At 72.6% G+C, this 20619-nt stretch carries 21 protein-coding genes; 5 read left to right on the top strand and 16 right to left on the bottom strand.

The genetic code is table 11. The features are described 5' to 3' along the window. Positions 1-161: 161 nt before the first annotated feature. Both IT293_11610 and IT293_11605 read right to left on the bottom strand, forming a co-directional pair. Positions 162-956 (bottom strand): ATP-binding cassette domain-containing protein, encoded by a 795-nt coding sequence (locus IT293_11610; GenBank protein MCC6765297.1) that lies wholly within the window; start codon positions 954-956, stop codon positions 162-164. Between the two features lies 1 nt (position 957). Then, positions 958-2100, bottom strand: a complete 1143-nt coding sequence (locus IT293_11605) for an ABC transporter permease (GenBank protein MCC6765296.1) — start codon at positions 2098-2100, stop codon at positions 958-960. 82 nt (positions 2101-2182) lie between these two features. Between IT293_11605 and IT293_11600 the strand changes: the two genes are divergently transcribed. From IT293_11600 to IT293_11590, 3 genes are read left to right on the top strand one after another with little or no spacing between them, the layout of a single operon-like run. Then, positions 2183-2722 (top strand): hypothetical protein, encoded by a 540-nt coding sequence (locus tag IT293_11600; GenBank protein MCC6765295.1) that lies wholly within the window; start codon positions 2183-2185, stop codon positions 2720-2722. Between the two features lie 8 nt (positions 2723-2730). After that, entirely contained in the window at positions 2731-3123 is a 393-nt protein-coding gene (locus IT293_11595; GenBank protein ID MCC6765294.1) for a putative lipoprotein, read from the top strand. A 56-nt stretch (positions 3124-3179) separates the two neighbouring features. Next, entirely contained in the window at positions 3180-5072 is a 1893-nt protein-coding gene (locus IT293_11590) for a hypothetical protein (protein MCC6765293.1), read from the top strand. On the opposite strand, the gene IT293_11585 is transcribed toward IT293_11590, so the two are convergent. Genes IT293_11585 through IT293_11565 form a run of 5 tightly spaced genes read right to left on the bottom strand, consistent with a single transcriptional unit; the run spans position 4984 to position 8893 of the window. Then, positions 4984-5943: a nitronate monooxygenase gene (locus IT293_11585; protein ID MCC6765292.1), complete on the bottom strand. Its 960-nt coding sequence runs from the start codon at positions 5941-5943 to the stop codon at positions 4984-4986. The genes IT293_11590 and IT293_11585 overlap by 89 nt on opposite strands. A gap of 12 nt (positions 5944-5955) precedes the next feature. Beyond that, a complete protein-coding gene (locus IT293_11580) occupies positions 5956-6813 on the bottom strand; it encodes a methyltransferase domain-containing protein (protein MCC6765291.1) in 858 nt (285 codons plus the stop codon). A 33-nt stretch (positions 6814-6846) separates the two neighbouring features. Beyond that, a complete protein-coding gene (locus IT293_11575; GenBank protein ID MCC6765290.1) occupies positions 6847-7152 on the bottom strand; it encodes a hypothetical protein in 306 nt (101 codons plus the stop codon). After that, the gene (locus IT293_11570; protein MCC6765289.1) at positions 7149-8060 is read right to left on the bottom strand and encodes a methyltransferase; all 912 of its coding nucleotides are present in this window, start codon (positions 8058-8060) and stop codon (positions 7149-7151) included. Before IT293_11570 ends, IT293_11575 begins: the two co-directional genes overlap by 4 nt. Beyond that, positions 8039-8893 (bottom strand): fumarylacetoacetate hydrolase family protein, encoded by an 855-nt coding sequence (locus tag IT293_11565; GenBank protein MCC6765288.1) that lies wholly within the window; start codon positions 8891-8893, stop codon positions 8039-8041. Before IT293_11565 ends, IT293_11570 begins: the two co-directional genes overlap by 22 nt. Positions 8894-9135: 242 nt before the next feature. Here IT293_11565 and IT293_11560 point away from each other — a divergent pair, with 242 nt between their 5' ends. Then, positions 9136-9807 (top strand): fatty acid hydroxylase, encoded by a 672-nt coding sequence (locus tag IT293_11560; protein ID MCC6765287.1) that lies wholly within the window; start codon positions 9136-9138, stop codon positions 9805-9807. 1 nt (position 9808) lies between these two features. Here IT293_11560 and IT293_11555 read toward each other — a convergent pair whose 3' ends face one another. From IT293_11555 to IT293_11520, 8 genes are all read right to left on the bottom strand, one after another. Beyond that, entirely contained in the window at positions 9809-11251 is a 1443-nt protein-coding gene (locus tag IT293_11555; protein MCC6765286.1) for a PAS domain-containing protein, read from the bottom strand. A 181-nt stretch (positions 11252-11432) separates the two neighbouring features. Beyond that, positions 11433-11654 (bottom strand): hypothetical protein, encoded by a 222-nt coding sequence (locus tag IT293_11550; protein MCC6765285.1) that lies wholly within the window; start codon positions 11652-11654, stop codon positions 11433-11435. 563 nt (positions 11655-12217) lie between these two features. Next, on the bottom strand, positions 12218-13912 hold the full coding sequence (locus IT293_11545; GenBank protein MCC6765284.1) for a methyltransferase domain-containing protein: 1695 nt from the start codon (positions 13910-13912) through the stop codon (positions 12218-12220). A gap of 24 nt (positions 13913-13936) precedes the next feature. After that, positions 13937-15229 carry a hypothetical protein gene (locus tag IT293_11540; GenBank protein ID MCC6765283.1) on the bottom strand — a complete coding sequence of 431 codons (1293 nt, stop codon included), beginning with the start codon at positions 15227-15229 and terminating at the stop codon, positions 13937-13939. 56 nt (positions 15230-15285) lie between these two features. Beyond that, a complete protein-coding gene (locus IT293_11535) occupies positions 15286-16020 on the bottom strand; it encodes an SDR family NAD(P)-dependent oxidoreductase (GenBank protein ID MCC6765282.1) in 735 nt (244 codons plus the stop codon). Beyond that, entirely contained in the window at positions 16017-17348 is a 1332-nt protein-coding gene (locus IT293_11530) for an FAD-binding oxidoreductase (protein ID MCC6765281.1), read from the bottom strand. Before IT293_11530 ends, IT293_11535 begins: the two co-directional genes overlap by 4 nt. Positions 17349-17436: 88 nt before the next feature. After that, on the bottom strand, positions 17437-18018 hold the full coding sequence (locus IT293_11525; protein ID MCC6765280.1) for a hypothetical protein: 582 nt from the start codon (positions 18016-18018) through the stop codon (positions 17437-17439). 19 nt (positions 18019-18037) lie between these two features. Then, positions 18038-18520, bottom strand: a complete 483-nt coding sequence (locus IT293_11520; protein ID MCC6765279.1) for a cupin domain-containing protein — start codon at positions 18518-18520, stop codon at positions 18038-18040. Positions 18521-18774: 254 nt separating this feature from the next. Here IT293_11520 and IT293_11515 point away from each other — a divergent pair, with 254 nt between their 5' ends. Beyond that, positions 18775-19758: an NAD(P)-dependent oxidoreductase gene (locus IT293_11515; GenBank protein MCC6765278.1), complete on the top strand. Its 984-nt coding sequence runs from the start codon at positions 18775-18777 to the stop codon at positions 19756-19758. A 48-nt stretch (positions 19759-19806) separates the two neighbouring features. Here the strand turns inward: IT293_11515 and IT293_11510 are convergent, their stop codons facing one another. Beyond that, positions 19807-20445: an MOSC domain-containing protein gene (locus IT293_11510; GenBank protein ID MCC6765277.1), complete on the bottom strand. Its 639-nt coding sequence runs from the start codon at positions 20443-20445 to the stop codon at positions 19807-19809. Positions 20446-20619: the final 174 nt, after the last annotated feature.

Here is a 20619-nt window from a genome sequence, read left to right as displayed (position 1 = left end):
TCCGCGGCGCTGCCGCACATCACCTTCACGAGCCAACGCCTCCATGAAGTACATGACGAACGGCGTGGTGCCGGCGAAGAGCCGTCCCGACCCGAACACCACGATGCCGGTGACCGCGAGCGCGACCGCGCCGACCACGAAGGCGCCGGGGGTTTGCCTTCCTACCCACGCCGGAGCGCCTCCCCCACCTTGCCTCCCTCCTCGCCGCGCGTCAGAAAGCGGCGCACCTTCGGATCGGTGTCGGGGCGCGCCAGCATGTCGTGCGGCGAGCCCTGCGCGATGATGGTCTTCGTCTCGATGTCGAGGAACACGCTGTCGGTCGCGATCGCGAAGATGCTCGGGAGCTCGTGCGTCACGACGACGATGGTCGTTCCGAGGCTCGCCCGCAACTCGAGGATGAGGTCGTCGAGCTGGCGCGAGCTGATCGGGTCGAGGCCGGCCGACGGCTCGTCGAAGAAGAGGATGGCGGGGTCGAGCGCCATGGCGCGGGCGATGCCGGCGCGCTTCCACATGCCGCCGCTGATCTCGGCCGGGAAGAAGTCCTCGAAGCCCTTGAGGCCGACGAGCGCGAGCTTCAGCGACGCGACCTCGCGGATCTCGGCATCGCTGAGCGACGTGTACTCGCCGAGCGGCAGGCCGACGTTCTCGGCGAGGGTCATCGAGCTGAAGAGCGCGCCGCCCTGATACATCACGCCGAAGCGCTGCAGCATCTGCTGGCGGGTCGGCTCGTCGGCGTGCGTGAAGCTCCGGCCGTCGTAGCGCACGTCGCCCCTGGTGGGCTCGTTCAGCCCGATCATGTTGCGGAGCAGCGTGCTCTTGCCCGAGCCGCTCGCCCCCATGATGACGAAGACGTCGCCGTGACGAATGACGAAGTCGAGGTCGCGCATGATGACCCGTTCGCCGTAGGCGATCGTCAGGTCCTCGACGGTGATGTGGGCGTCGTCGCGCTCGGCCATCTCAGATCCCGAGGATGTAGAACACGACGGCGAAGATGCCGCACGCGACGATGATCGCGACGATGCCGGTCACGACCGCCGACGTCGCCGCGTCGCCGACCGCCGACGAGCTGCTTCCCGACTGGAGGCCGCGCAGACAGCCCGCGATCGCGACCAGGACGCCGTAGACCGAGGCCTTCAGCACGCCGCCGGCGAGGTTCGAGATCGTCACCGCGTTGAAGGTCTGGTTGAAGTACGTGACCGCCGGCAAGTGCAGCATGCCGATCCCGATGAGCGAGCCGCCGAGCACGCCGAGCGCGTCGGCGTAGAGGCAGAGGAGCGGCATCATCAGACAGAGCGCCAGCATGCGCGGCAGCACGAGGAAGTCGAGCGTCGAGAACCCCATGGTGGTGAGCGCGTCGAGCTCCTGCGTCACCTTCATCGTACCGAGCTGCGCCGCGTACGCCGCGCCCGTGCGGCCGGCCATGACGATCGCCGTCATGACCGCGCCCATCTCGCGCACGATGGCGATGCCAACGAGGTCGGCGACGTAAATGGTCGCCCCGAAGCGCTCGAGCTGCACGGCGCCGACGAACGCGAAGATGGTGCCCACCAGGAAGCTGATGAGGGTCACGATCGGGAGCGCGTCGGCTCCGGCCTGCTGCACGAGGAGCCAGAAGTCGCGGGCCCGGAAGCGGGCCTGCCCGCGCACGAAGCGCCCGAGTGCGAGGGTCGCCTCGCCGAGGAACCCGAGCATCGCGCGGGCCTCGTCCCAGGCGTCGAGCGCGGCGAGCCCGACGCGCGCGAGCCACGACGACGGCCGCTCGACGTGGCGGGGCTGCGCGCCCGGCACCCGGCGCGCGAGCGCGAGGAGACGCCGGAGGCCGTCGGGGAGCGTCGCCTCGTCGAGCGGAACCCGGCGGTCGGCGGCGAGCTCGCCGGTCCGGATGACGAAGCTGATGAGGCCGCTGTCCCACGGACCGAGCCCGGCGAGATCGAAGGCGAGGCGCGTGGGCCGCGGGCCCGTCGCGAGCGCGCGCTCGACGTCGGCCGCGGGCGGCACGCCGGTATCGAGCGTCCACGCGCCGGTCAGGCGAACGACGAGCGCACCGTCCCCCGACCGCTCGAGCTTGATGTCGCCGCGTGTGCGCGCCGCCTCGGCCATTCGCTCGTGAGCTACCACGTTTCGCGGCGCCCGCCACGGCGCGGTTTCACTCCTCGCGCGCGCCGTGCTACCGACGGGCGCCATGACACCTCTCGAGCGGCGCGGCGCGATCGTGGCGGCCGCGCTGGCCTTCGGCCTGGCGGCCGCCGACTCCACGTGGGCGGCGGCGTGGGACATGCGGGAGATCGAGACCCCGCTCGGCGACAAGGCGGTCGCCATCGGGGTCCCGTCGACGCGGTTCTCCGACGTGCGCCTCGTGATCGGCTGCGACGGCGACACCGGCGCGCGCTGGCGCGGCGTCGCGGTCATCGAGGCCCCGGGGAGCCGGGCCGGCCTCGGCATGAGCGGCGACGTGCGGGTGCGCTTCGGCGACGCCGCGGCGCGCGATCGCTGGTCGGTGAAGGTCAGTCCGACCGAGCACCGCATCTTCGAGTCGCCCGAGTCGACGCGATTCGCGCGCCGCTTGCTGCGCGAGGAGGCCGCGTCGCCGACGGCGCAGGTGACGATCGAGATCCACGGCGTGAACGGCAAGCCGGTGCCGCTCACTTTCCCCCTGGCGGGACTCGGCGCGAAGATCGACAAGCTCGCCGCCCGCTGCGCCGACTGGAACCTGAAGGAGTAGGAGAGCACATGAAGAACCTCGCGATCGTCGTCCTGCTGGCGCTGCTTCCGCTCGGATGCTCGTTCTCCTACAGCTCGGAGAGCAGCTGGAAGTCGTCGAAGAGCTCCTCGGGCAGCAGCTCGGGCGACGAGGACAAGAAGGAAGCCTACCGAAACGACGTGCGCGACTTCACCGCGGCCTGGGCCGCGGGGACAGGCGACGTCGCCGGCTTCGAGAACGGCCTCACGACGGTGGCGCGCCGTCACGGCATCACCGATTGGGAGGCCGACGACGCGACCTTCACCGCGATCGGCGCCGGACTGAAGCGCGCGCGGGTCGCCGACCTCGCCCGCTACGAGTCGACCGTGGCGCGCGGCGAGCCGGCGAAGGTGGCCCTCCTCCGCCGCGGCTACGGATCCTGATCCGAAGCGGCGAGCGCCGACGCCGGCGCATCCCCACGTACCGGCGCGTCGCGGCGGTGCCCGTCGCGCTGACCCTCGCGCTCCGCCTGCTCCACCCCGGCCCGTGCCTCGGCGACGACACACGCCTCCTCGACTACCTCTACATGCAAGCGAACGAGGGCGGGTCGAGCGGCGGGCACGTCGCGCTCGGGTTCGACGATCGCACCTACGCCTACCAGCGCGCTCCCGACGCGCGGCTCGTGCTCGAGCGCGACACCAGCGCGCACCTGCGGTGGCTCTACGCCGTGCTCGGCAACCGCCCGATCGAGCGCTCGCGGATCGCCGTCGGGGCGCAGACGTACGAGCGTTTGCGCGCAGGGTTCAACCGTCGCTGGCTCATCCAGGAACGACAGCTCGCCATCGAGCAGCAGCTCACGCGCGGGGCGCGGCTCCTCGCACTCCTCGCGGCGCGGGCGCGCGACTCCGCGTCGGATGCGACGCCCACATCCTCCAGTGACGACGGCCTGCCGATCGAAGCCGCCGGCTACTTCGCGACCGCGCCGGACGGCGCGCCGTCGGCGGCGCTCGCGGGGCTCCGCGCCGCCGTCGCGGCCGCGCACGGCCCCGACTTCCTCGCGCGGCGGACGGCGGCGCTCCGCGCCTACGTCGCCGCGCTCGTGCCGGACGACGTCGCGACGCCCGCGCCGCCGACGCCCGACACGTATCCGACCGTCGCGGAGAGCTTCGCCGACCGCTACACGGCGGCCGTGAGCGGCCTCGTCGCGCTCGCCACCCTCGAGCGCGCCCCGGAACTCGACCCGGCGGCGCTCATGACACTCGACGAGCCCCCGCTCACCACGGACGAGCGCTCCGCCCTCGTGCGCTACGCCGCGGCGCTCCGCGCCGCGCTCGTCCGGCTCGCCGCGTCGGCGCGCCCGGACTTCGGCTTCCCGCTCCTCGTCGGCATGGCGCGGCTCGCGGCAGTGGAGCGATCGCTCGCGACAGATCGCCTGGTCGTGCTCGACGGCTTTCCGGCGGACGCGCGGCGCATCCCCCGTGACGTCGTACGCCGCACGGCGGACGCGGCGCGCGGGCTCCGCGACGACGCCTGCGCCGATGCGCGCGCGAGCCTCGGCCGCTTCACCGCGACCGCGGCGCCCGCGGAGCGCGCCTACGCCGCTCTCGAGGACGCCGCCAACCGCTGCGCCGAGCTGACGCGGGGACTCGCCGAGGAGCGCGACGTCCGCCTCGCCGGCGACCTCCTCGTGCCGACGCGAACGGCGCCCGTACGCGACCTCGCGGTGCCGCGCGCTTCGCTCGCCCGCCTCGACGCCGCGGCGCGCGCGGCCGAGAACGCCCGGCGCACCTATGCGCGCGCCCTCGATAACGCGTACGGCTACGACCTCGTGCGACGGAACTGCGTCACGGAGACCTTCGCCACCATCGACGCCGTCCTCGGCCCCGAGGTCGGCCCCGCGCTCGGAGCGCGCATTACGAGTCCCGCGAGCCGGATCGTGCCGCACCTGGCGGCGCGCGCCGTCGAACGCGGCTGGCGGGTCGCGGCGCGCGACGTGACCCCGTCGTACCGCCGAGCCCGGGTCGAGGCGCTGGCGCGCGCGGGCAACCCGATCGCGGTGCGCCTGCGCGAGTCGAACGTGCTCACCTCGACGGTCTACCGGCCGAGCCGCGACGACTCGACGTTCCTCTTCTTCACCGACGATGTCGTCGCGCTCCGCCCGCTGCTCGGCGCCGCGAACCTCGTGGTCGGCGTCGGCGCGACCGCGCTCGGTCTGGCGCAGGCGCCGCTCGACCGCGGCGCCGGGCTCCGAGCGGGCCTCCGCGGCGTGCTCTGGAGCCTCCCCGAGCTCTTCTTCGTGAACGTCAGGAAGGGCTCGTTCGACCATGTGGCGCGGCGAACCCCGCCAGACGCGCCGCGGTCGCTCGGAATCCCGCCACCGTCTCCGCGATGATGTCGGCGACCGGCTTCACCTCCTCGATCCGTCCCACCACCTGCCCGGCGAGCGCGATCGAGGCTTCCATGTCGCCGCCGAAGTAGAGATCCCGCACGCGCGCGAAGACGTCGAAGCCGACGTGCGCCTCGCGCTCGAGGGCCGTCGTCTTCTGCGTCCGGAGCGCGCGGAGCCCCGGCCGGCTGAAGCGGTTCAGGAAAACCGTATCGGTTTCCGCGGCCGCGACGATCGCCCGCTTCCAGTTCTCGTGGACCGGCGACTCCGCGGCCGACACCATGCGCGATCCCATCTGCACGCCTTCGGCGCCGAGCGCGAAAGCCGCCGCCATGCTCGGGCCGTCGCAGATGCCGCCGGCCGCGATCACCGGCACGTCGACTTTCGAGCAGACGAGCGGCAGGAGCACCATGGTCGCGACGTCGAGCGGGTTCTTGAAGCCGCCGCCCTCCCCGCCTTCGACGACGAGCCCGTCGACGCCCGCCGCGACCGCCTTGGAGGCGGCGGCGAGCGAAGGCACGACGTGGAAGACCGTGAGCCCGGCCGCCTTCAGCTGCGTGGTGTACTGGCGCGGGTCGCCCGCCGAGGTCGTGACGAAGCGGACGCCCTGCGCGACCACGAAGTCGACGATCGACGGATCGCGCACGAAGAGCTGCGCGATGTTCACCCCGAACGGCTGGTCGGTGAGGTCGCGCATCTTGCGGATCTCGTCGCGCACCTCGTCGAGCTCGCCCGACGAGGTCTCGATGATGCCGAGCCCGCCGGCGTTGGAGACGGCCGACGCGAGCCGGGCGCGGGCGATCCATCCCATCGGCGCCTGCACGATGGGGTAGCGGACGCCGAGCAGGCGCGTGACTCTGGTATCGATGCGGTCCATGGATCTCCCCGCTCAGAGCTTCCGCGCCGTCACGATCCACGACGACGTGCCGAGGCGCACCCCCTCCGGCGTGGTGTGCGCGGCGAGCACCTCGCGCACGCTCGCGCGCACCTTGGCGACCGTCTCCGGCGGCGCCTCGCGGAGCGCGATCGACGCCGGCCCCAACTGGAGCGCGAAGTCGGCGGCCTCCTCGACCGCGGCGCCGAGCACCATCGCGTCGTGGCGCGACTCGAACCCGACCTCGGCGAAGCCCGCGTCGCCGAGGATGCCGCGCACGCGGTCGGGATCGGCGAACGCGAACGGCCCCGGCGCGTGCGGCGACGGCGGCGGGGGCGGCGGCGGCACGTGCCGCAGCGCGGCGCCGAACGGCACCGTCATGAAGTCGTTCTCCCGAAACGTCTTCCAGCAGTGGAAGCCGAGACGACCTCCGGGCACGAGCGCACGGTGGAGATTGGCGAAGGCCGCATGCGGGTCCTGGAAGAACATCACCCCGAAGCGCGAGAAGACGACGTCGACGCTGGCGGCGGCGAAGGGGTGCGTCTGGGCGTCGGCGACGAGGAACTCGACGTTCGCGGCGCCCGCCGCGCGCTGGCGCGCGCGCTCGAGCATGATGGTCGAGATGTCGACGCCGACGACGCTCCCGCGCGGCCCGACGCGGCGGCCGAGCTCGAGCGTGGTCTCGCCGCAGCCGCAGCCGACGTCGAGCACGCGCTCGCCCGCGCCGATCACGAGCCGGTCCATCACGACGCGGCCGAACGACGCGAGCTGGGCGTCGAGCCCCTCCTGCAGGCGCACCCACCGCGACCCGCCCTGCTCGTTCCAGTACGTGATCTGCTCGGCGTTCGGTCCCGCGGCATCGAGTCGTTCCATGAACGGCACGGCTCGCACACGCGCCGCCGTCATTCAACCGGAGCGCGCCGCCTCCGCGAGAACGGCGCGCAGACCCTCCGCCGAGGTCACGTACTCGACGCGCCGCACCACTCCGTGATCGGCCAGCACCTCCTTCGTGAGCTTCGACGCGTCCATGTCGCGGGTGAAGAGGAGGAGCCGCGTCTCAGGGCCAACCCGGACCGCCACGTCGTGCTGGTCGGCGAGCGCGATCTCGGGAAGCGTCGCGCCGACCGCGAGTGGCGCCGCCGACGCCGCGGATGAGCCCGCGAGCGCCGCGAGCAGGGCTACGAGCGCGATCATGGTTCCGGGTCGTTTCATGCTCGATCCTCCGTTCGTGGGTCGCGCACCGGCATGCCCATCGCGGTTCGGACGCCGGCGAAGGCGTCCGTCCATCGTCCCGTCGTATCGCGCACGACCAGCTCCGCCGGCACCGCCGTGGTCGTCGCCTCCGCCTCGCCCGCCCGCCGCGCCACGTAGACGCGGAAGAGCGGCGCCTTGCCCGCCCGCGGGATCACCCGCACGGCGTGCTGTACCGCGAGGCCGGCGGCGGCGAGCGCGGCGAGCGCCCGCGCGTGCTGGAACGCCGCCCCGCACACGACGAAGCGGCCGCCCGGCGCGAGCAGCGCCGCCGCCGCGCCGCCATACGCCTCGATCCCTCCCCGCTCCTCGAAGTGGCACGGACCGCATTGCACGCGGCGGGGCGCGATCGCGCGGCCCGGTGTGAGGTACGGCGGCGTGCCGGTCACGAGGTCCGCCGGCGCGGCCGCGAGCTCGGTGACGATCTCCCGGAAGTCGCCGAGCCTGACCGCGCAGCGGTCGGTCGCGCCGTTCCACGCGAGCGACCGCCGTGCGAGGTCGACGCTCATCGGCTGCGCCTCGACGCCGAGTCCGGACGCCTCGGGAAAACGCCACGCCACCAGCATCAGCACCGTGCCGATGCCGCAGCCGAGGTCGACGAAGCGGCGCGGTGGACGCTCGGCCGTGACCATCGCCGCGACCCAGGCCGTCACGAGGTCGTCGAGCGACCAGCGGTGGCCGGCGACCCGCTGGAAGATCCGCCAGTCGCCCGCGAGGTAGCAGAGGTCTTCGCCCGCGTGCGGGCCGAGCCCGGAGTCGGGCGCCGCGGGACGCGGCCCGGGCGCCTGCCACCCGGGCGGACGCCGCGCCCGCCGTACGAGGCCGGCGGGCGCCACGGACACCGCCGTCACGCCGGCGCCGCGACGCAGCGATTCCGCATCGTGCCGATGCCTTCGATCGTGCTCACGATCTCCTCGCCGGGCGCCAGGTAGCGGCGCGGGTCGCGCGTCGAGCCGACGCCGGCGGGCGTGCCGGTGAAGATCAGGTCGCCCGGCTCGAGCGTGCACCAGCGCGAGAGGTACGCCACGAGCGGCGCGACCGGAAAGACCATGTCGGCGGTGCGGCCGTCCTGCATGCGCTCGCCGCCGACGTCGCAGGTGAGCCCGAGGTCGTTCGGGTCGCGGAACGCGTCGAGCGTGACCAGCGCCGGACCGGTCGGCCCGTAGCCGTCGAGCGACTTCCCGAGCGAGAACTGCGGCGGCTTGTCGGCGAACTGCATGCGGCGATCGGAGACGTCCTGGCCGACCGTGTAGCCGGCGACGTGGGCGAGCGCGTCCTTCTCGGCGATCCGCCTGCCGCGCCGGCCGATCACGACCACGAGCTCGATCTCCCAGTCGACGCGATCGGAGTAGAGCTCCACGTCGGCGAACGGTCCGCCGATGCAATTCGGGAACTTCGTGAACACGACCGGCGACTTCGGGATTTCGAGCTTCGCCTCGGCCGCGTGGGCCCGGTAGTTCATGCCGATCGCGAAGACCTTGGAGGGACGGGGTACGGGCGGACCGAGGTCGGCGGGCGCGCGCGGCCCGGTAGCGTCGCCGGGGCCGCGGCCGCGCGCCCATTCGGTGAAGACGTCCCACGCGGCGAGCGCCGCCATCGGATCCTCGGAGAAGCGGCCGCCGGCGGCGCGGGCGACGTCGATCAGCACGTCGCCGAGGAGGAGGGAGGCGCGGCCGGCGACGTTGGCGAGGCGAAGGCTCATGTCGCCGCCATGCCCGAGCACGCGAGTGATCGTCAAGTCGCCCACTCCCCGCGCCGCACGCTCCCCGAGGCTCGGCACGGACCGCCCACGGCCGCCGCCGCATCGGCGATCCGCAGCCCCCATGGCTCCGCGACCCCTTGCCGCCCTGCGCGACGCTCGCCTATGGTCGTCGCGTGACCGCCGCGCGCTCCGAGGTCGGCTCGCCCTCCGCCCGGCCGATCGACCGCTCCCGCGAGCATCCTATCGAGGCTCCGCTCTCGCCCGAGAGGCGGAACACGCTGCGCGCCGAGCTCCTCGCCGAGACGCCCCGCTGGTACGTGCCGTGGGTGCACCTCGTCGCACCGTCGTCGTTCGGGATCGTGGCGATCGTGGCGGCGTTGGCCTCGATCCGCGACCTCCACCCGCTCGAGCTCCTGACGGTGCCCGTGGTGTACCTCCTCGCGAACGCGTTCGAGTGGTGGATCCACGGAGCCGCGCTGCACCGCCGCCACCCGCTCGCGCCGGTGCTCTACGACCAGCACACGCCGAAACACCACATGCTGTACCTGACCGACGACATGGCGATGCGCGACCTGCGCGAATACCGCCTCGTCCTGATCCCGGCGTACGGCCTCTTCCTCCTCATCGTCGGCCAGATCGGCGCGTGGTTCGCGCTGACCCGGCTCGGCTTCCCGAACGTCGCGTGCCTCTACGCGGCGACCGCGATCGCCTACGCGGTGAGCTACGAGTGGCTGCATTTTTCGTATCACCTGCCGCACGAGCACCCCGTCGTCCGCAACCCGATCATCAAGCGTCTCGCGCGCCATCACGCGATCCACCACGACCCGCGCATCATGCAGCGCAAGAACATGAACGTGACGGTGCCGCTCACGGACTGGGTGATGGGCACCGCGGTCGACCGCCCGCCGAGCTGACCTACCCGCGATCGCCAGGACGCTCGGCGCCGGACGCCGGCCGCGCGAGTCGGCAGCGCATTTCCACGCCGCCCTCGGGGTGCGACTGGACGGTGAGCAGGCCGCCGATCAACCCGGCGCGGTAGCGCATGACGTGCAGCCCGATGCCGGCGCCATTCGTCGGCGACGCTGGCATGCCGCGGCCGTCGTCGCGGACGCTCAAGCAGATCTCCTGGCCCGCGTCGGAGAGCCGTACGACGACGTGGGTCGCCTTGCCGTGGCGCACGGCGTTCCGGACGGCCTCCTGGGCGATGCGATAGAGCTGGTTCGCGACGACCGCATCGTCGACGCACGCTTCGGCAGGATGTTGCTCGACGACGCAGGCGATGCCGTAGGTGTCGGCCATGTCGGAAGCGAAGGTGCGCAGCGCGCCGACGAGACCGTTCCCGCCGGGGGGTATCGGGTCCATGACGCGGGCGAGTTGCCGCGCGTGGTCGAGCGCGGCGAGGATGAGGCGCTCGATCCGCCGCATCCTCAGGGAAAGCGTGTAGGCATCCCGCTCGAGATCCGCGCGGACGGAGGCCGTGAGATACGCGATGCCGGCGAGCTCCTGGAGCACCCCGTCGTGGATGTCCGCGGCGATCCGCTGGCGCTCCTCCGCGGCGACGCGCAAGACCTCCGCCTCGGCGATCTTCCACGCCGTCACGTCGTGCAGGATCCCCGAGATCTTCGCGAACGAGCCGTCGCTCGCGCGCAGCGAGCTGCTGATCGCGCTGAGCACGTGGCGCGTGACGCCGTCGCCGCCGATGATCCGGCACTCGACCACGTCGTCGGGCACCGTGCCCACGAGCAGCGCCCGGCCGAAGGTCGCCGTTCGCGCCCGATCGTCGGGATGGATCGCGCCCGCCAGCACCTCGATCGAGGGCGGGCAATGGGCCTCCAGGCCGAAGATGCGGCGCACCTCGGGCGACCACGCGACGTGGTTGTCGGCGAGCCGCCACGTCCAGTGCCCGACGTGCGCGACCTCCTCGAAGCGCTCGAGGTCCTTCTGCCGGGTCTCCTCGGCGCGCTTGCGTTCCGTGACGTCGAGATTGATTCCCCGGAAACGGACCGCGCGGCCGGCCACGTCGCGCTCGACCGTGCCGAACCCAGCCATCCACCGGATGCCCTTCTCGGGATGCCACACGCGGAACTCCTCGTTCCACGTGCTGTCGGCGCCGGGCTCGAGGCGCTCCGCCACCCGCGCGCGGACGTGGTCGCGATCGTCCGGGTGGATACGCGCCAGCCACCCCTCGTAGCTCGCCGGCTCGCCGGCGGTGAAACCGTAGAGCTCGTGAAACCGCGCGTCCCACTCGCTGACGTTGCTGGCGACGTCCCACGACCACGTGGCGGCGCCCGACGCTTCGAGCGCGAGCTCGAGGTAGCTCTGGCTATCACGTGGCGAGCGAACGGCGGCGGCGGACATTCTGGAGCTCGTGCAGCGGGCGATGACGGCGGTGCCGTCATGCCACAGGGCGCACGATCCACCAAGCAATACGTGCGCGCCCGGACGCCGTTTCGCGGTCTCCCGTGCGCCGGGCGATTTCACCTGCACCGGAACGGCGCAGGTCGGCCCACGAAAGAGAGGAAGGATCCGTCAAAATACGTCAGGGCAATGCGCAGTCTCCCGGCGCGTCGGGGATGAAGTACAGGCCCGGCATGATGCACATCTCCTCGTCGGCGCTGGTTCCGAACTTGAGCGGCGCCGCCTGCCCGAACTGATTGCGCCTCACGAGCGCCGGATTCGAGAAACCGTTGTCGTGCTGGCACGTGTACCGGATGACGTCGCCCTGCGGCACCCACAGCGCCGGCGAGAAGCCGAGCTGCACCGGATGGTCCCAGTCGTTGCTGTATGGGATCGCCGACGGGCTTGTTCTTGACCGTGACCGACGCCACGTCGCTCGGCGTGCACTCCGGATGTCCGCCGCCGTTCAGGCAGACGCCGACCGCGAACGCGCACGTGCCGTCGCCGGCCGGACCTTGGTCGCAGGTCTCCTCGCCGTCGTAGCAGCGCCACTCCTTCGCCACCTTCGGCGCCGGAGGATAGTTCAGGTCGCCGCCGAAGAACTGGACCATGCAGTCGGTGGCTTCGCTGCCGCCGCCCGGGATGAGCTGGTCGTTCGCGCCGTCGTGTGCCCGCACGGGCGCCGCGACAGCGAGAACGACGACGACTGCCGACACGACGAGGCTCAGGCTCCGACCGTTCCGACCGCGCATCCGATGCTCCCTTTCATGGCTCGAGCCCCGGGCGGAAGAGACACGGCACGACACGGCATGCAGCCCGCCGGGGTACGCGCTGCCACGCCCGTACAGGCCTAGTGCGCGCGCCGCGCGACTGTCAACGGAAAATTCCGTGCAACTTCCGCGAGCGCTCGCGGAGAGCGCAGCGGGCCTACGTCTCCGATCCGCGCCGCTCCGGCGGCGGTGGCGTCGCGCCCGCGGCTCCGTCTTTCACGAGACAGGCCTGGTAGTGCGCGCTGAATCTCCGGAAGCGCGAGCGCTCGAGTGTCCCCTCGAGGGTCGCGAGCACCCGCAGCAGCGGCGCGGGCACGAAGTCCGGAAGGAACGTGAAGTAGCGGACCTCGCTCGTCCAGCGCGCTCCCGCGACGGCGGGAAGCGCGTCGGGAACGACCCACCGCTCGTGGCCCTCGTCGATCTTCTTGAGCAGCGGGAAGAGGTAGCCCATGTACCCGCGGAACAGGGGATTGATCGTGTTGATCTCGTGCAGGAGGAACACGCCGCCCGGCCGCAGCACACGCACGATCTCTCGCAGCGCGCGCCGCTGGGCGTCCTCCGAGAGCAGGTGGTGGATCGCGTTGATGCCGTAGACGAACGCGTAGCTCGCATCTGCGAACGGCAGCGCCTGGGCGTCGGCGCGGACGAGGAGGATCCGGCGCCGCGTCTCCTCGTCCACCTGGGAGCGCACCTTCGCGAGCTGGCCGGTCGAGTAGTCGGTGCCGTCGACCGTGTAGCCGCGGGCGCACATCTCGGTGAGGTACCATCCCTGCCCGCACCCGAGGTCGAGCCCGTGCGCCCCGCGTGCAACGCCACGGGACGCGAGCGTGTCGTCCATGACGTCGACCTTCTTGCCAAGGAGACGGGCTCGCACGTGGACGGGGATCTCTTCCTCGTACTCGGCGGCGATCTCGTCGAAATGGGCGCCGGCCTCGCCGCGCGCGAGGCGGATCAGGCGACGCCGGAAGGCGACGATCGACGCAAGGCCGAGGAGCACGACGAACCAGGCCGTCCCGGCGCGGTACACGGCGAGGGCCGGCATGCCGGCATCCGCGGGAACGCCGGCGCGCGCGAGCGCTGCGGGCATGGCCGCGCCGGCGAGGAGCCCGTCGAGCGGAAATCCGCCGGCGCCGCCGAGCAGGGTCCCGTGGACGAACGCGCGGACGGCCGCGCCGCATTCGATCGGCGCCTCCATCATGCGGAGCGTCAGCGCGAACGCGACGATCGGAAGGCTCCATGCGGCGGCCGTGATCGCGAGCGCGAATGCCGCAACCCACGGCGCCGCGCTCGCGCCGCGCCGCCCGTGCTCGCGGCGCGCGAACGCGAGCACCACGGCCGTGAACACCAGCCCGAAGACGCCGCCGCCGGGGGGCGATGCGACCGCGAGGAGCGCGCCGAGAAGCACGCCGACGTCGAGCGCCCGCTCGGCCAGCCAGATCCGCGCAAGATACGCGGCCGGCGTTCGGAACCGCTTGCGGATCAGCGGAACGCGCAGGAGCTCGCCGACGCAGAGCGGCGTCACCAGCGCCGGCAGCGTCGCGAGGTACACGGCGACGCTGTCGCGGGTGGCGAGCTGCACGGTGTAGTGCCGGACGAGGAAGTGCCAGCGGGCCCATCGAAGCGACACGGTGACCGTCGTCGCGAGCACGCAGAGCGCGAGGCTCGCGAGGAAGGCCATCGACGACGGCACGCCGCCCGGCCCGGGAGGCCCGGCGGCGTGGAGCCACGTCGCGGCGCCGAGTCCGCCGATGCACGCGACCGCGGCGACGCGCGCCGGCAGCTTCCCGACCGGCGGACGAAGCGACGCGGTGGGATCTCGCAGCTCGCCCGCATGCACGCGATCGTCGCTCATGACATGCCGGGCGGGAGTCCGCTCCTAGTCGCGTGCGGTCTTCGTGATCTTGAACGTCCAGTTCGGTGGAATCGCGATCCCCATCTGCGCGCCGACGGGGAGCGCCTCGAACGCGGCGACGTACCGGGCGAAGCCGCGATCGGGGAGGCCCGGCAACCGCCAGTACGTCAGGTCGGCCACGAGCATGACGCCGACGAGCGCGGCGGCGCAGAGCCGCAGCGGAACGGTCGACGCCGTGCAGGCCAAGCTCACGACCGCGGCGGCGATCGCGAGCTCCGGGACGAACCAGTAGCGCGGCGGCGACCCCGGCCGCTGCAACACCACCCACTGCGGCTCCACCGCGCTCGCCGCCGGATTGGCGAGCGCCGCCGCCAACATGAGCGCGGCGAACACGAGGAAGCACCGCACCTCGAGGCCGCCCCGCCGGAACACGTAGGCCAGCATCGCGAACGCGATTCCCGTCACGGTGCAGCTCACGAGCGGCATCTTCCAGGGCGGGTGCAGGTAGTGCACGCCGGTGTTGATGCCGCGGAACGTGGGGCCGACCACCTGGAAGGCGAAGAGCTGACAGAACGCGGCCACGCTCGCGCCGAGGCCCGCGATCGACTTCGGCCGCGCGCTCGTCGCGAGCGTGAGCGGCAGCACCGCCGCACCGACGATCAGGATCCCGGCGCGCGCCATCGTCCAGCGATCGCGGCGCACCCACGCGACGGCGACCGCGATCGGCAGGAGGAAGAGCGCGAAGGGCCCCGTCAGCGCGCCGAGCGCCAAAGCGGTCACGTCGAACGCGGCTGCCCACAGGGACGCCGGCGGCGCCGCGACGACGATCAGGAAGCAGAGGATCGCGAGGTGCCACTGCGCGTTGCAGAGGTTGCCGTGCACCGTGGCGACGTTCGGGACGCCCACGTAGAGCACGCCGAGGAGGACGCGCACGGACAGCGGCCCGAGCGATCGCATGCGCGCGCTCGCGAGGTAGATCGCCGGCAGCGCGTGCATGAGCAGCGCCACCAGATTGAACATCAGCGGCACCTTCGCGAGCGGCAGGAACGGCGACACGCTGGCGACGAGCCGCGGCATGGTGAGCAGATAGCCGGCGTAGGGAACGCCGAGCGCCGCGGGGAACCCGAGCTCGCGCGCCTGGACGTAGAAGAGCGCGCCGTCCTCCGCCCAGAACTGCGCGTTCGAAAGCGTGCTGGGCCGCCGCGAAACGACCGCCGCGATGAATCCCACGGCCAGAAGGATGGTCGTCGCCGCGAGCCGGCTCGCGCTCCGCGACTCCCGCTCGGGCCTGCCATCCACGCCGCCAGAGTGGCGCATTCTCCTCCGACCTGCCAGCACCAGCCCGCGCGCCGCCCCGCGACCCGCGCCGGCGGTCAGAACTCCACCCGCCGCATCACGAAGCGCGGCAGGGCGCGGATCACCAGCATCACGACGCGCCAGATCGGCGGAGCGTAGACGACGGGCCAGCCCCGGTCGATCGCCGTCAACACCCGGCGCGCGACCGCCTCCGGCTCCCCCGCGAACGGCGGCACCGGCAGGTCGGCCGTCATGCCGGTGCGCACGAAGCCCGGCTTCACGAGCACGACGCGGAGCCCGCGCGGCCGGTCGCGGAGGTCCACCGCCTCGGCGTAGTGCGACAACCCGGCCTTGGTCGAGCCGTAGATTCCAGTCGCCTTCCGCGCCCGGTCGCCGGCGACCGACGAGAAGACGCAGAGCGTGCCGCCGCCGCGCGCGAGAAGGCGGACCCGCGCCGCCTCGAGGAACGCGATGCTGTGCGTGAAATTCAGGGTGGCGAGGCGGACGGCCCGCGCCGGATCCGCGTCGAGCTCGGCGGGCCGCGCGAAGTCGGCCGCGCTCAGCACGACCGCATCGAGCCCGCCGAGCGCGTCCGCCGCCGCGTCGAGCGCGGGACCGAAGCCCGTGGGCGCGGCGAGATCGCAGGGCACCGGCGCGACCGCGCCGGCGCCGAGCACCTCGAGATCGCGCGCCGAGCGCGCGAGCGCGTCCGGATCGCGCCCGAGGAGGGCCACCGCGTCGCCCCGCTTGGCGCAGAGGCGCGCGAGGCTCCGCCCCATGCCGCGGGTCGCCCCGAGGAACGCGATCTTCACCCGGGATCTCCGAGCAGGCGCACCGAGAGCGCCGAGCGCAGACGCCGCTCCGGATCCCACGCACGGCGAACCGCGTCGAAAGCCGCGAGGCGCGGCTCCATGGCGACGAAGTCCTCGCGCCGCGTGAGCGCGTCCTTGGCGAGATAGATCCGGCCGCCCGTCTCGATCACGTGCCGGTTCAGCGCGTCGACGAGGGCCTGCGTCGCGGCGCCCCGCATCGGGAGATCGAGCGCGACCGAGACCCCCGGACGCGGGAACGACAGCAGGCCGCGTCCCTCCGCTCCGCAGTCCTTCACGACCGTGAGGAAGGACGCACCGGCGTGGCGCGTGATCGTCTCGAAGTAGCGGACGATGTGCGCGTCGCCCGCTTCGACCGGCAACACGCTCTGGTGCTGGACGAAGCCGCGGGCTCCGTACAGGCGGTTCCAGTCCCGGATGCTGTCGAGCGCATGGAAGAACCTGTCGGGATGCACGACGCGCCGGCCGGCGCTCCAGCAGTGCGCGCGATAGAAGAGCTCGTCGAAGATGCGGACACTCGCCGGCGCGAGCACCCAGCTCGGCAGGTTGAAGGGCACGGCGAGCCGCGAGTCGACGCGCGAGTGGATCGGCGACGTCGCGGGGGCCTCGCCGGGCTCCGCCCATCGCCCCTTGATGACGATGCCGCGCCCGAGGCGCGCGCCCCGCGACAGCGCGTCGGCCCACGCCACCGTGTACGGCCACGCACGGCTCGCGGCACGCAACCTCGCGACGAGCGCCGCGAGATCCGGCGCCGGCTCCACCTCGATCACGAGCCACGGACGCGCGATCGCGAGGAGCGCGACCTCGACCTCGAGGATGTGCCCCGTGAGCCCCATCCCGCCGAGCGTCGCCGCGAACAGCTCGGGCTCGCGGTCGGGTCCGGTCTCGAGCTCCCGACCGTCGGCGACCTGGAGCCGAAGACCACGCACGTGCGCGCCGAAACACCCCGCGACGTGGTGGTTCTTGCCGTGGATGTCCGACGCCACCATTCCGCCGAGGGTCACGTGACGCGTACCGGGCACGACGGGACTCACCCAACCGGCCGGTCGCGTCAGCTCCTCGAGCTGCGACAGCCGGAACCCCGCTTCGGCGCGCAGCACGCCCGCCGCACGGTCGAAGGCGAGCACGCGATCGCCGAGGCGCGTCGACGCGACGATCGCACCGGCGTGCGGCGGCAAGGACGCGTCGCCGTACGAGCGGCCGAGCCCGCGCGTCAGACTCGCCGGACGGCACACCTCGGCGAGCGACTCGCCGACGCGTTCGCGGGCGTCGACAGCAGGCACCCCACCCCATCCCGCGAGTCGCGTCATGACGACGGGGTTAGCACGAACGGCGCGGCCGTCTCGACACCGCGGTCGCCCTGGCGGCTGCGCCGTAGCGCATGCCGTCACACGATGCTCATCGGCGGCCGACCGAGGGAACGCTCCGCACGTCGATCTCGCCGCCGCAGTAGACGTCGAACGCAATCGCCGCCTCGCAGGCGCGACGCGCCAGTGCCCGGGCGTCGCGCTCGCTCGCGTAGAGCGCATGGAGCACGCCGAGCGCGTACGACGCGCCCGAGCCGATCGCGTAGTACTCCCGGAAGGCCATCACGCTCATGTCGCCCGAGACGTGGAAGATGCCGTGCTTGTTGGCGATCAGGAACGAGGAGTCGAGGTCGGCGAACGGGGAGCGATCGTCCTCGGCGACCTGGTCCTCGACGAACGAGTAGCGGCGGCGGAGATCCTTCCAGAGCCGCACGAAGAAGGTGAAGATCTCCCGCTCGCTCGCGAAGCGCGGCGGTCGGCGCGACGCCAGGTAGTCGTGGAAGACGTTGTCGTAGACGCCCCAGCCCGTCATGGCGAGCTCGGAGCCGCCGAGCGTCATGATCTTGGTGGCGCGGTGGTTGGTCCCCACGACCTTGCGGTCGCCGAAGTTCTCCTGCGAGTCGGCGGCGACGGCGATCGTGCGTCCCTTGCGGACGGCGACGGCGATGGACATGCGATTTCCGGCCGCCGCGTCAGCGCGCCGCCGTCTTCTTCCGCGGATCGTCGGCCGGGTTCACGAAGTTCACCTGGAAGGGTCCCATGCCGTGCACCTGCACGATGGTCGGCGTCTTGCTCTGCGCGAAGTGGTGCATCTCGCGCGGCAGGAGCACGTAGGAGCCGGCCGGCAGCACGGTCAGCTTCCTCGCGTCGAAGACGTCGCCCATCCCGACCGCGAACGTCCCCGAGATCACCGTGACGTGCGCGTCGCCCGGGTGCCAGTGCGGCGCCGCCTTGGCGCCCGCCGGGCTCTTGATGCGGAGCACGAACGGCCCCGGCTTCTCGGGATCGCCCGCGAGCACGGCGGCCTTCGCGTGCGGACCGCCAGGAACGAAGGGGACCCACTTGATCGCTCTCGGCGTCACCACGACGTGCGGCGGGATGGCGTCCGCCGCCGCCGCCGCGACGACCGCTCCGCTCGCCTTCACGCCCTCCGGGCTCGATTCGATCCTCTTCATCCCCGCCGCGCAGCCGAAGGCACTTCCCGCCGCCACCGCCGCCACCACGATCGATCGCCACCCCGGGTTCGTCATGCGGACCTCCGTCGAAGGACGGGAGTGCATAACTCACCCCCTCCGGGCTGCCAACCGGACGCTCGACGGCCGGCCACTCCGCCCCGGCTCGGCCCGCCGGCGGCTCGAGGACCTGCCGCGAGGGCTATGACAGGGACACGCCGCTTCTGCTAACCAGCGACCCGCATGGAGGCGATGCGATGACCGACCCGAGCACTCCCCGTCACGTCTGCATCACCGGCGCCCTCGGCTTCATCGGACGGCGCCTCGGCGAACGCTACCGCGCGGCGGGCGCGCGCGTGACGGGCGTCGACCTCCGCGACGACCCGGCGCTCGCGGTCGTCGGCGGCGATCTCACGACGCCCGGCGAGTGGCGGCGCGCGCTCGAGGGTGCGGATCTCGTGATCCACACCGCGGCGCTCGTCGGCATGGGCGGCGACGAGGCCGCGTTCTGGCGCGCCAATTGCCTCGCGACCCGCCACGTGCTCGCCGCCGCCGCCGCGGCCGGCGTCCGCCGCCTCGTCCACCTCTCGTCGATCGTCGCCTTCGGGTTCGACTATCCGGACGGTGTCGACGAGCACTACCCCCTGCGCCCGAACGGCGTCCCCTACGTCGACACGAAGGTCGCGAGCGAGCAGGCGGTCCTGCAGGCCCACGCCGGCGGCGAGGTCGCGTGCACGATCGTGCGGCCCGGCGACGTCTACGGCCCGGGATCGCACTTCTGGACGGTGAGCCCGCTCCGCGCGATCGCCGCCGGACGCTTCGTCCTGCCCGCGATGGGCGAGGGCCAGGTCTCGCCGGTCTTCGTCGACGACCTGGTCGACGGCATCGTACGCGCCGCCGCGGCGCCGGAGGCCGCGGGACAGGTCTTCACGGTGACCGGCGGCGAGACCGTCACGACGAGCGTCTTCTTCGGCCACTACGCGCGCATGCTCGGGAAGGCGAGCGTGCCGGCGGCGCCCACACCGCTCGTGCTGACGCTCGCCGCGACCCTCGGCCGGCTCCTCGGCGACGGCGACATCACGCCGGCCGCCGTCCGCTACATCGCGCGGCGCGGCGGCTACTCGATCGCGAAGGCGCGCGCGCGCCTCGGATACCAACCGGCGATCGACCTCGCCGAAGGCATGCGGCGGATCGAAGAGTGGGCGCGCGCGACCGGGATGCTGCCGGCGGCGGCGTCCTGAGCCGGTATCGGATCGAGGCGGGCGGCGCGGCGCGCGCGCCGTCGCGCCTCAGTCGGCGAGGCGCTTCACGAACGCCTCGCGCCACACCGCGGCAAGGCCCGGCAGTGCGATCGCGCGGCAGAGCGTCGCCGCGTCGATCGCGTCGGCCATCCCGAGCCGCACGAGCTCGGTGATCGTCATGCTCTCGGGCTCGGCGTGCGCGCGCTCGATCGGGTCGCCGGCGGCGATCTCGCCGGGACGGACGATCGCGAAGTAGAAGCCGCTCCGCTCCGAGCGGAGGAACTCCTTCACGATCCCGGGCCGGCCGAACTTGATGCCGAGCTTGAAGCACGGCGTCCGCGGCTGCGTCACCATGATCTCCGCCGTCCCGATCCGGAAGCGCTCGCCGACGCGCACATGGTCCTCGAGCAGCCCCGCGACGGTGAGGTTCTCGCCGAAGGCGCCCCACGCGAGGTCCGCGTCCGGGAGTCGCTCGCGCCACCACGCGTAGTGCTCACACGGATAGCCGTACACCGCTTTGTCGCGGCCGCCGTGGACGCGGAGGTCCGCCTGGCGATCGCCGACCAGATTGTCGCCGACGATCGCGACCCGGCCCGCGACGGGATGCTTCCAGATTCCGGTCTGCACCGTCTCCCCGCGGTGCGTCACCTCCCGCGGCAGGCCGACGTTCACCGAGACGACGTGCATGGGATCCGCTGCGGCTCGGAGGACCACATTCGCCACGAGTTCTTAGATTACTCGACAGTGCCGGGTTCGCGCGACGGCGGCTACGCCGCGTCGCGAAGGCGGACGGGTGCTGGGGGTCGGAAGAGTCGCCGGCGGAGGAATTTCGCGAGGGTGACGTCCGGGGGGCCAACGGGG

Source organism: Deltaproteobacteria bacterium (genome assembly GCA_020848745.1).
GTDB lineage: Bacteria > Desulfobacterota > Binatia > UTPRO1 > UTPRO1 > UTPRO1.
Note: the sequence above shows the minus strand (reverse complement) of the source record. Positions and strands in the feature narration are given on the sequence as shown.

What these genes read in the sequence shown, in the direction of transcription:
- IT293_11540 (MCC6765283.1), bottom strand. Translation starts at nt 15,229, where the DNA reads ATGCGCCACTCTGGCGGCGTGGATGGCAGGCCCGAGCGGGAGTCGCGG.
- IT293_11610 (MCC6765297.1), bottom strand. Translation starts at nt 956, where the DNA reads ATGGCCGAGCGCGACGACGCCCACATCACCGTCGAGGACCTGACGATC.
- IT293_11545 (MCC6765284.1), bottom strand. Translation starts at nt 13,912, where the DNA reads ATGAGCGACGATCGCGTGCATGCGGGCGAGCTGCGAGATCCCACCGCG.
- IT293_11515 (MCC6765278.1), top strand. Translation starts at nt 18,775, where the DNA reads ATGACCGACCCGAGCACTCCCCGTCACGTCTGCATCACCGGCGCCCTC.
- IT293_11555 (MCC6765286.1), bottom strand. Translation starts at nt 11,251, where the DNA reads ATGTCCGCCGCCGCCGTTCGCTCGCCACGTGATAGCCAGAGCTACCTC.
- IT293_11520 (MCC6765279.1), bottom strand. Translation starts at nt 18,520, where the DNA reads ATGAAGAGGATCGAATCGAGCCCGGAGGGCGTGAAGGCGAGCGGAGCG.
- IT293_11530 (MCC6765281.1), bottom strand. Translation starts at nt 17,348, where the DNA reads ATGACGCGACTCGCGGGATGGGGTGGGGTGCCTGCTGTCGACGCCCGC.
- IT293_11595 (MCC6765294.1), top strand. Translation starts at nt 2,731, where the DNA reads ATGAAGAACCTCGCGATCGTCGTCCTGCTGGCGCTGCTTCCGCTCGGA.
- IT293_11510 (MCC6765277.1), bottom strand. Translation starts at nt 20,445, where the DNA reads ATGCACGTCGTCTCGGTGAACGTCGGCCTGCCGCGGGAGGTGACGCAC.
- IT293_11565 (MCC6765288.1), bottom strand. Translation starts at nt 8,893, where the DNA reads ATGAGCCTTCGCCTCGCCAACGTCGCCGGCCGCGCCTCCCTCCTCCTC.
- IT293_11525 (MCC6765280.1), bottom strand. Translation starts at nt 18,018, where the DNA reads ATGTCCATCGCCGTCGCCGTCCGCAAGGGACGCACGATCGCCGTCGCC.
- IT293_11580 (MCC6765291.1), bottom strand. Translation starts at nt 6,813, where the DNA reads ATGGAACGACTCGATGCCGCGGGACCGAACGCCGAGCAGATCACGTAC.
- IT293_11575 (MCC6765290.1), bottom strand. Translation starts at nt 7,152, where the DNA reads ATGAAACGACCCGGAACCATGATCGCGCTCGTAGCCCTGCTCGCGGCG.
- IT293_11605 (MCC6765296.1), bottom strand. Translation starts at nt 2,100, where the DNA reads ATGGCCGAGGCGGCGCGCACACGCGGCGACATCAAGCTCGAGCGGTCG.
- IT293_11600 (MCC6765295.1), top strand. Translation starts at nt 2,183, where the DNA reads ATGACACCTCTCGAGCGGCGCGGCGCGATCGTGGCGGCCGCGCTGGCC.
- IT293_11585 (MCC6765292.1), bottom strand. Translation starts at nt 5,943, where the DNA reads ATGGACCGCATCGATACCAGAGTCACGCGCCTGCTCGGCGTCCGCTAC.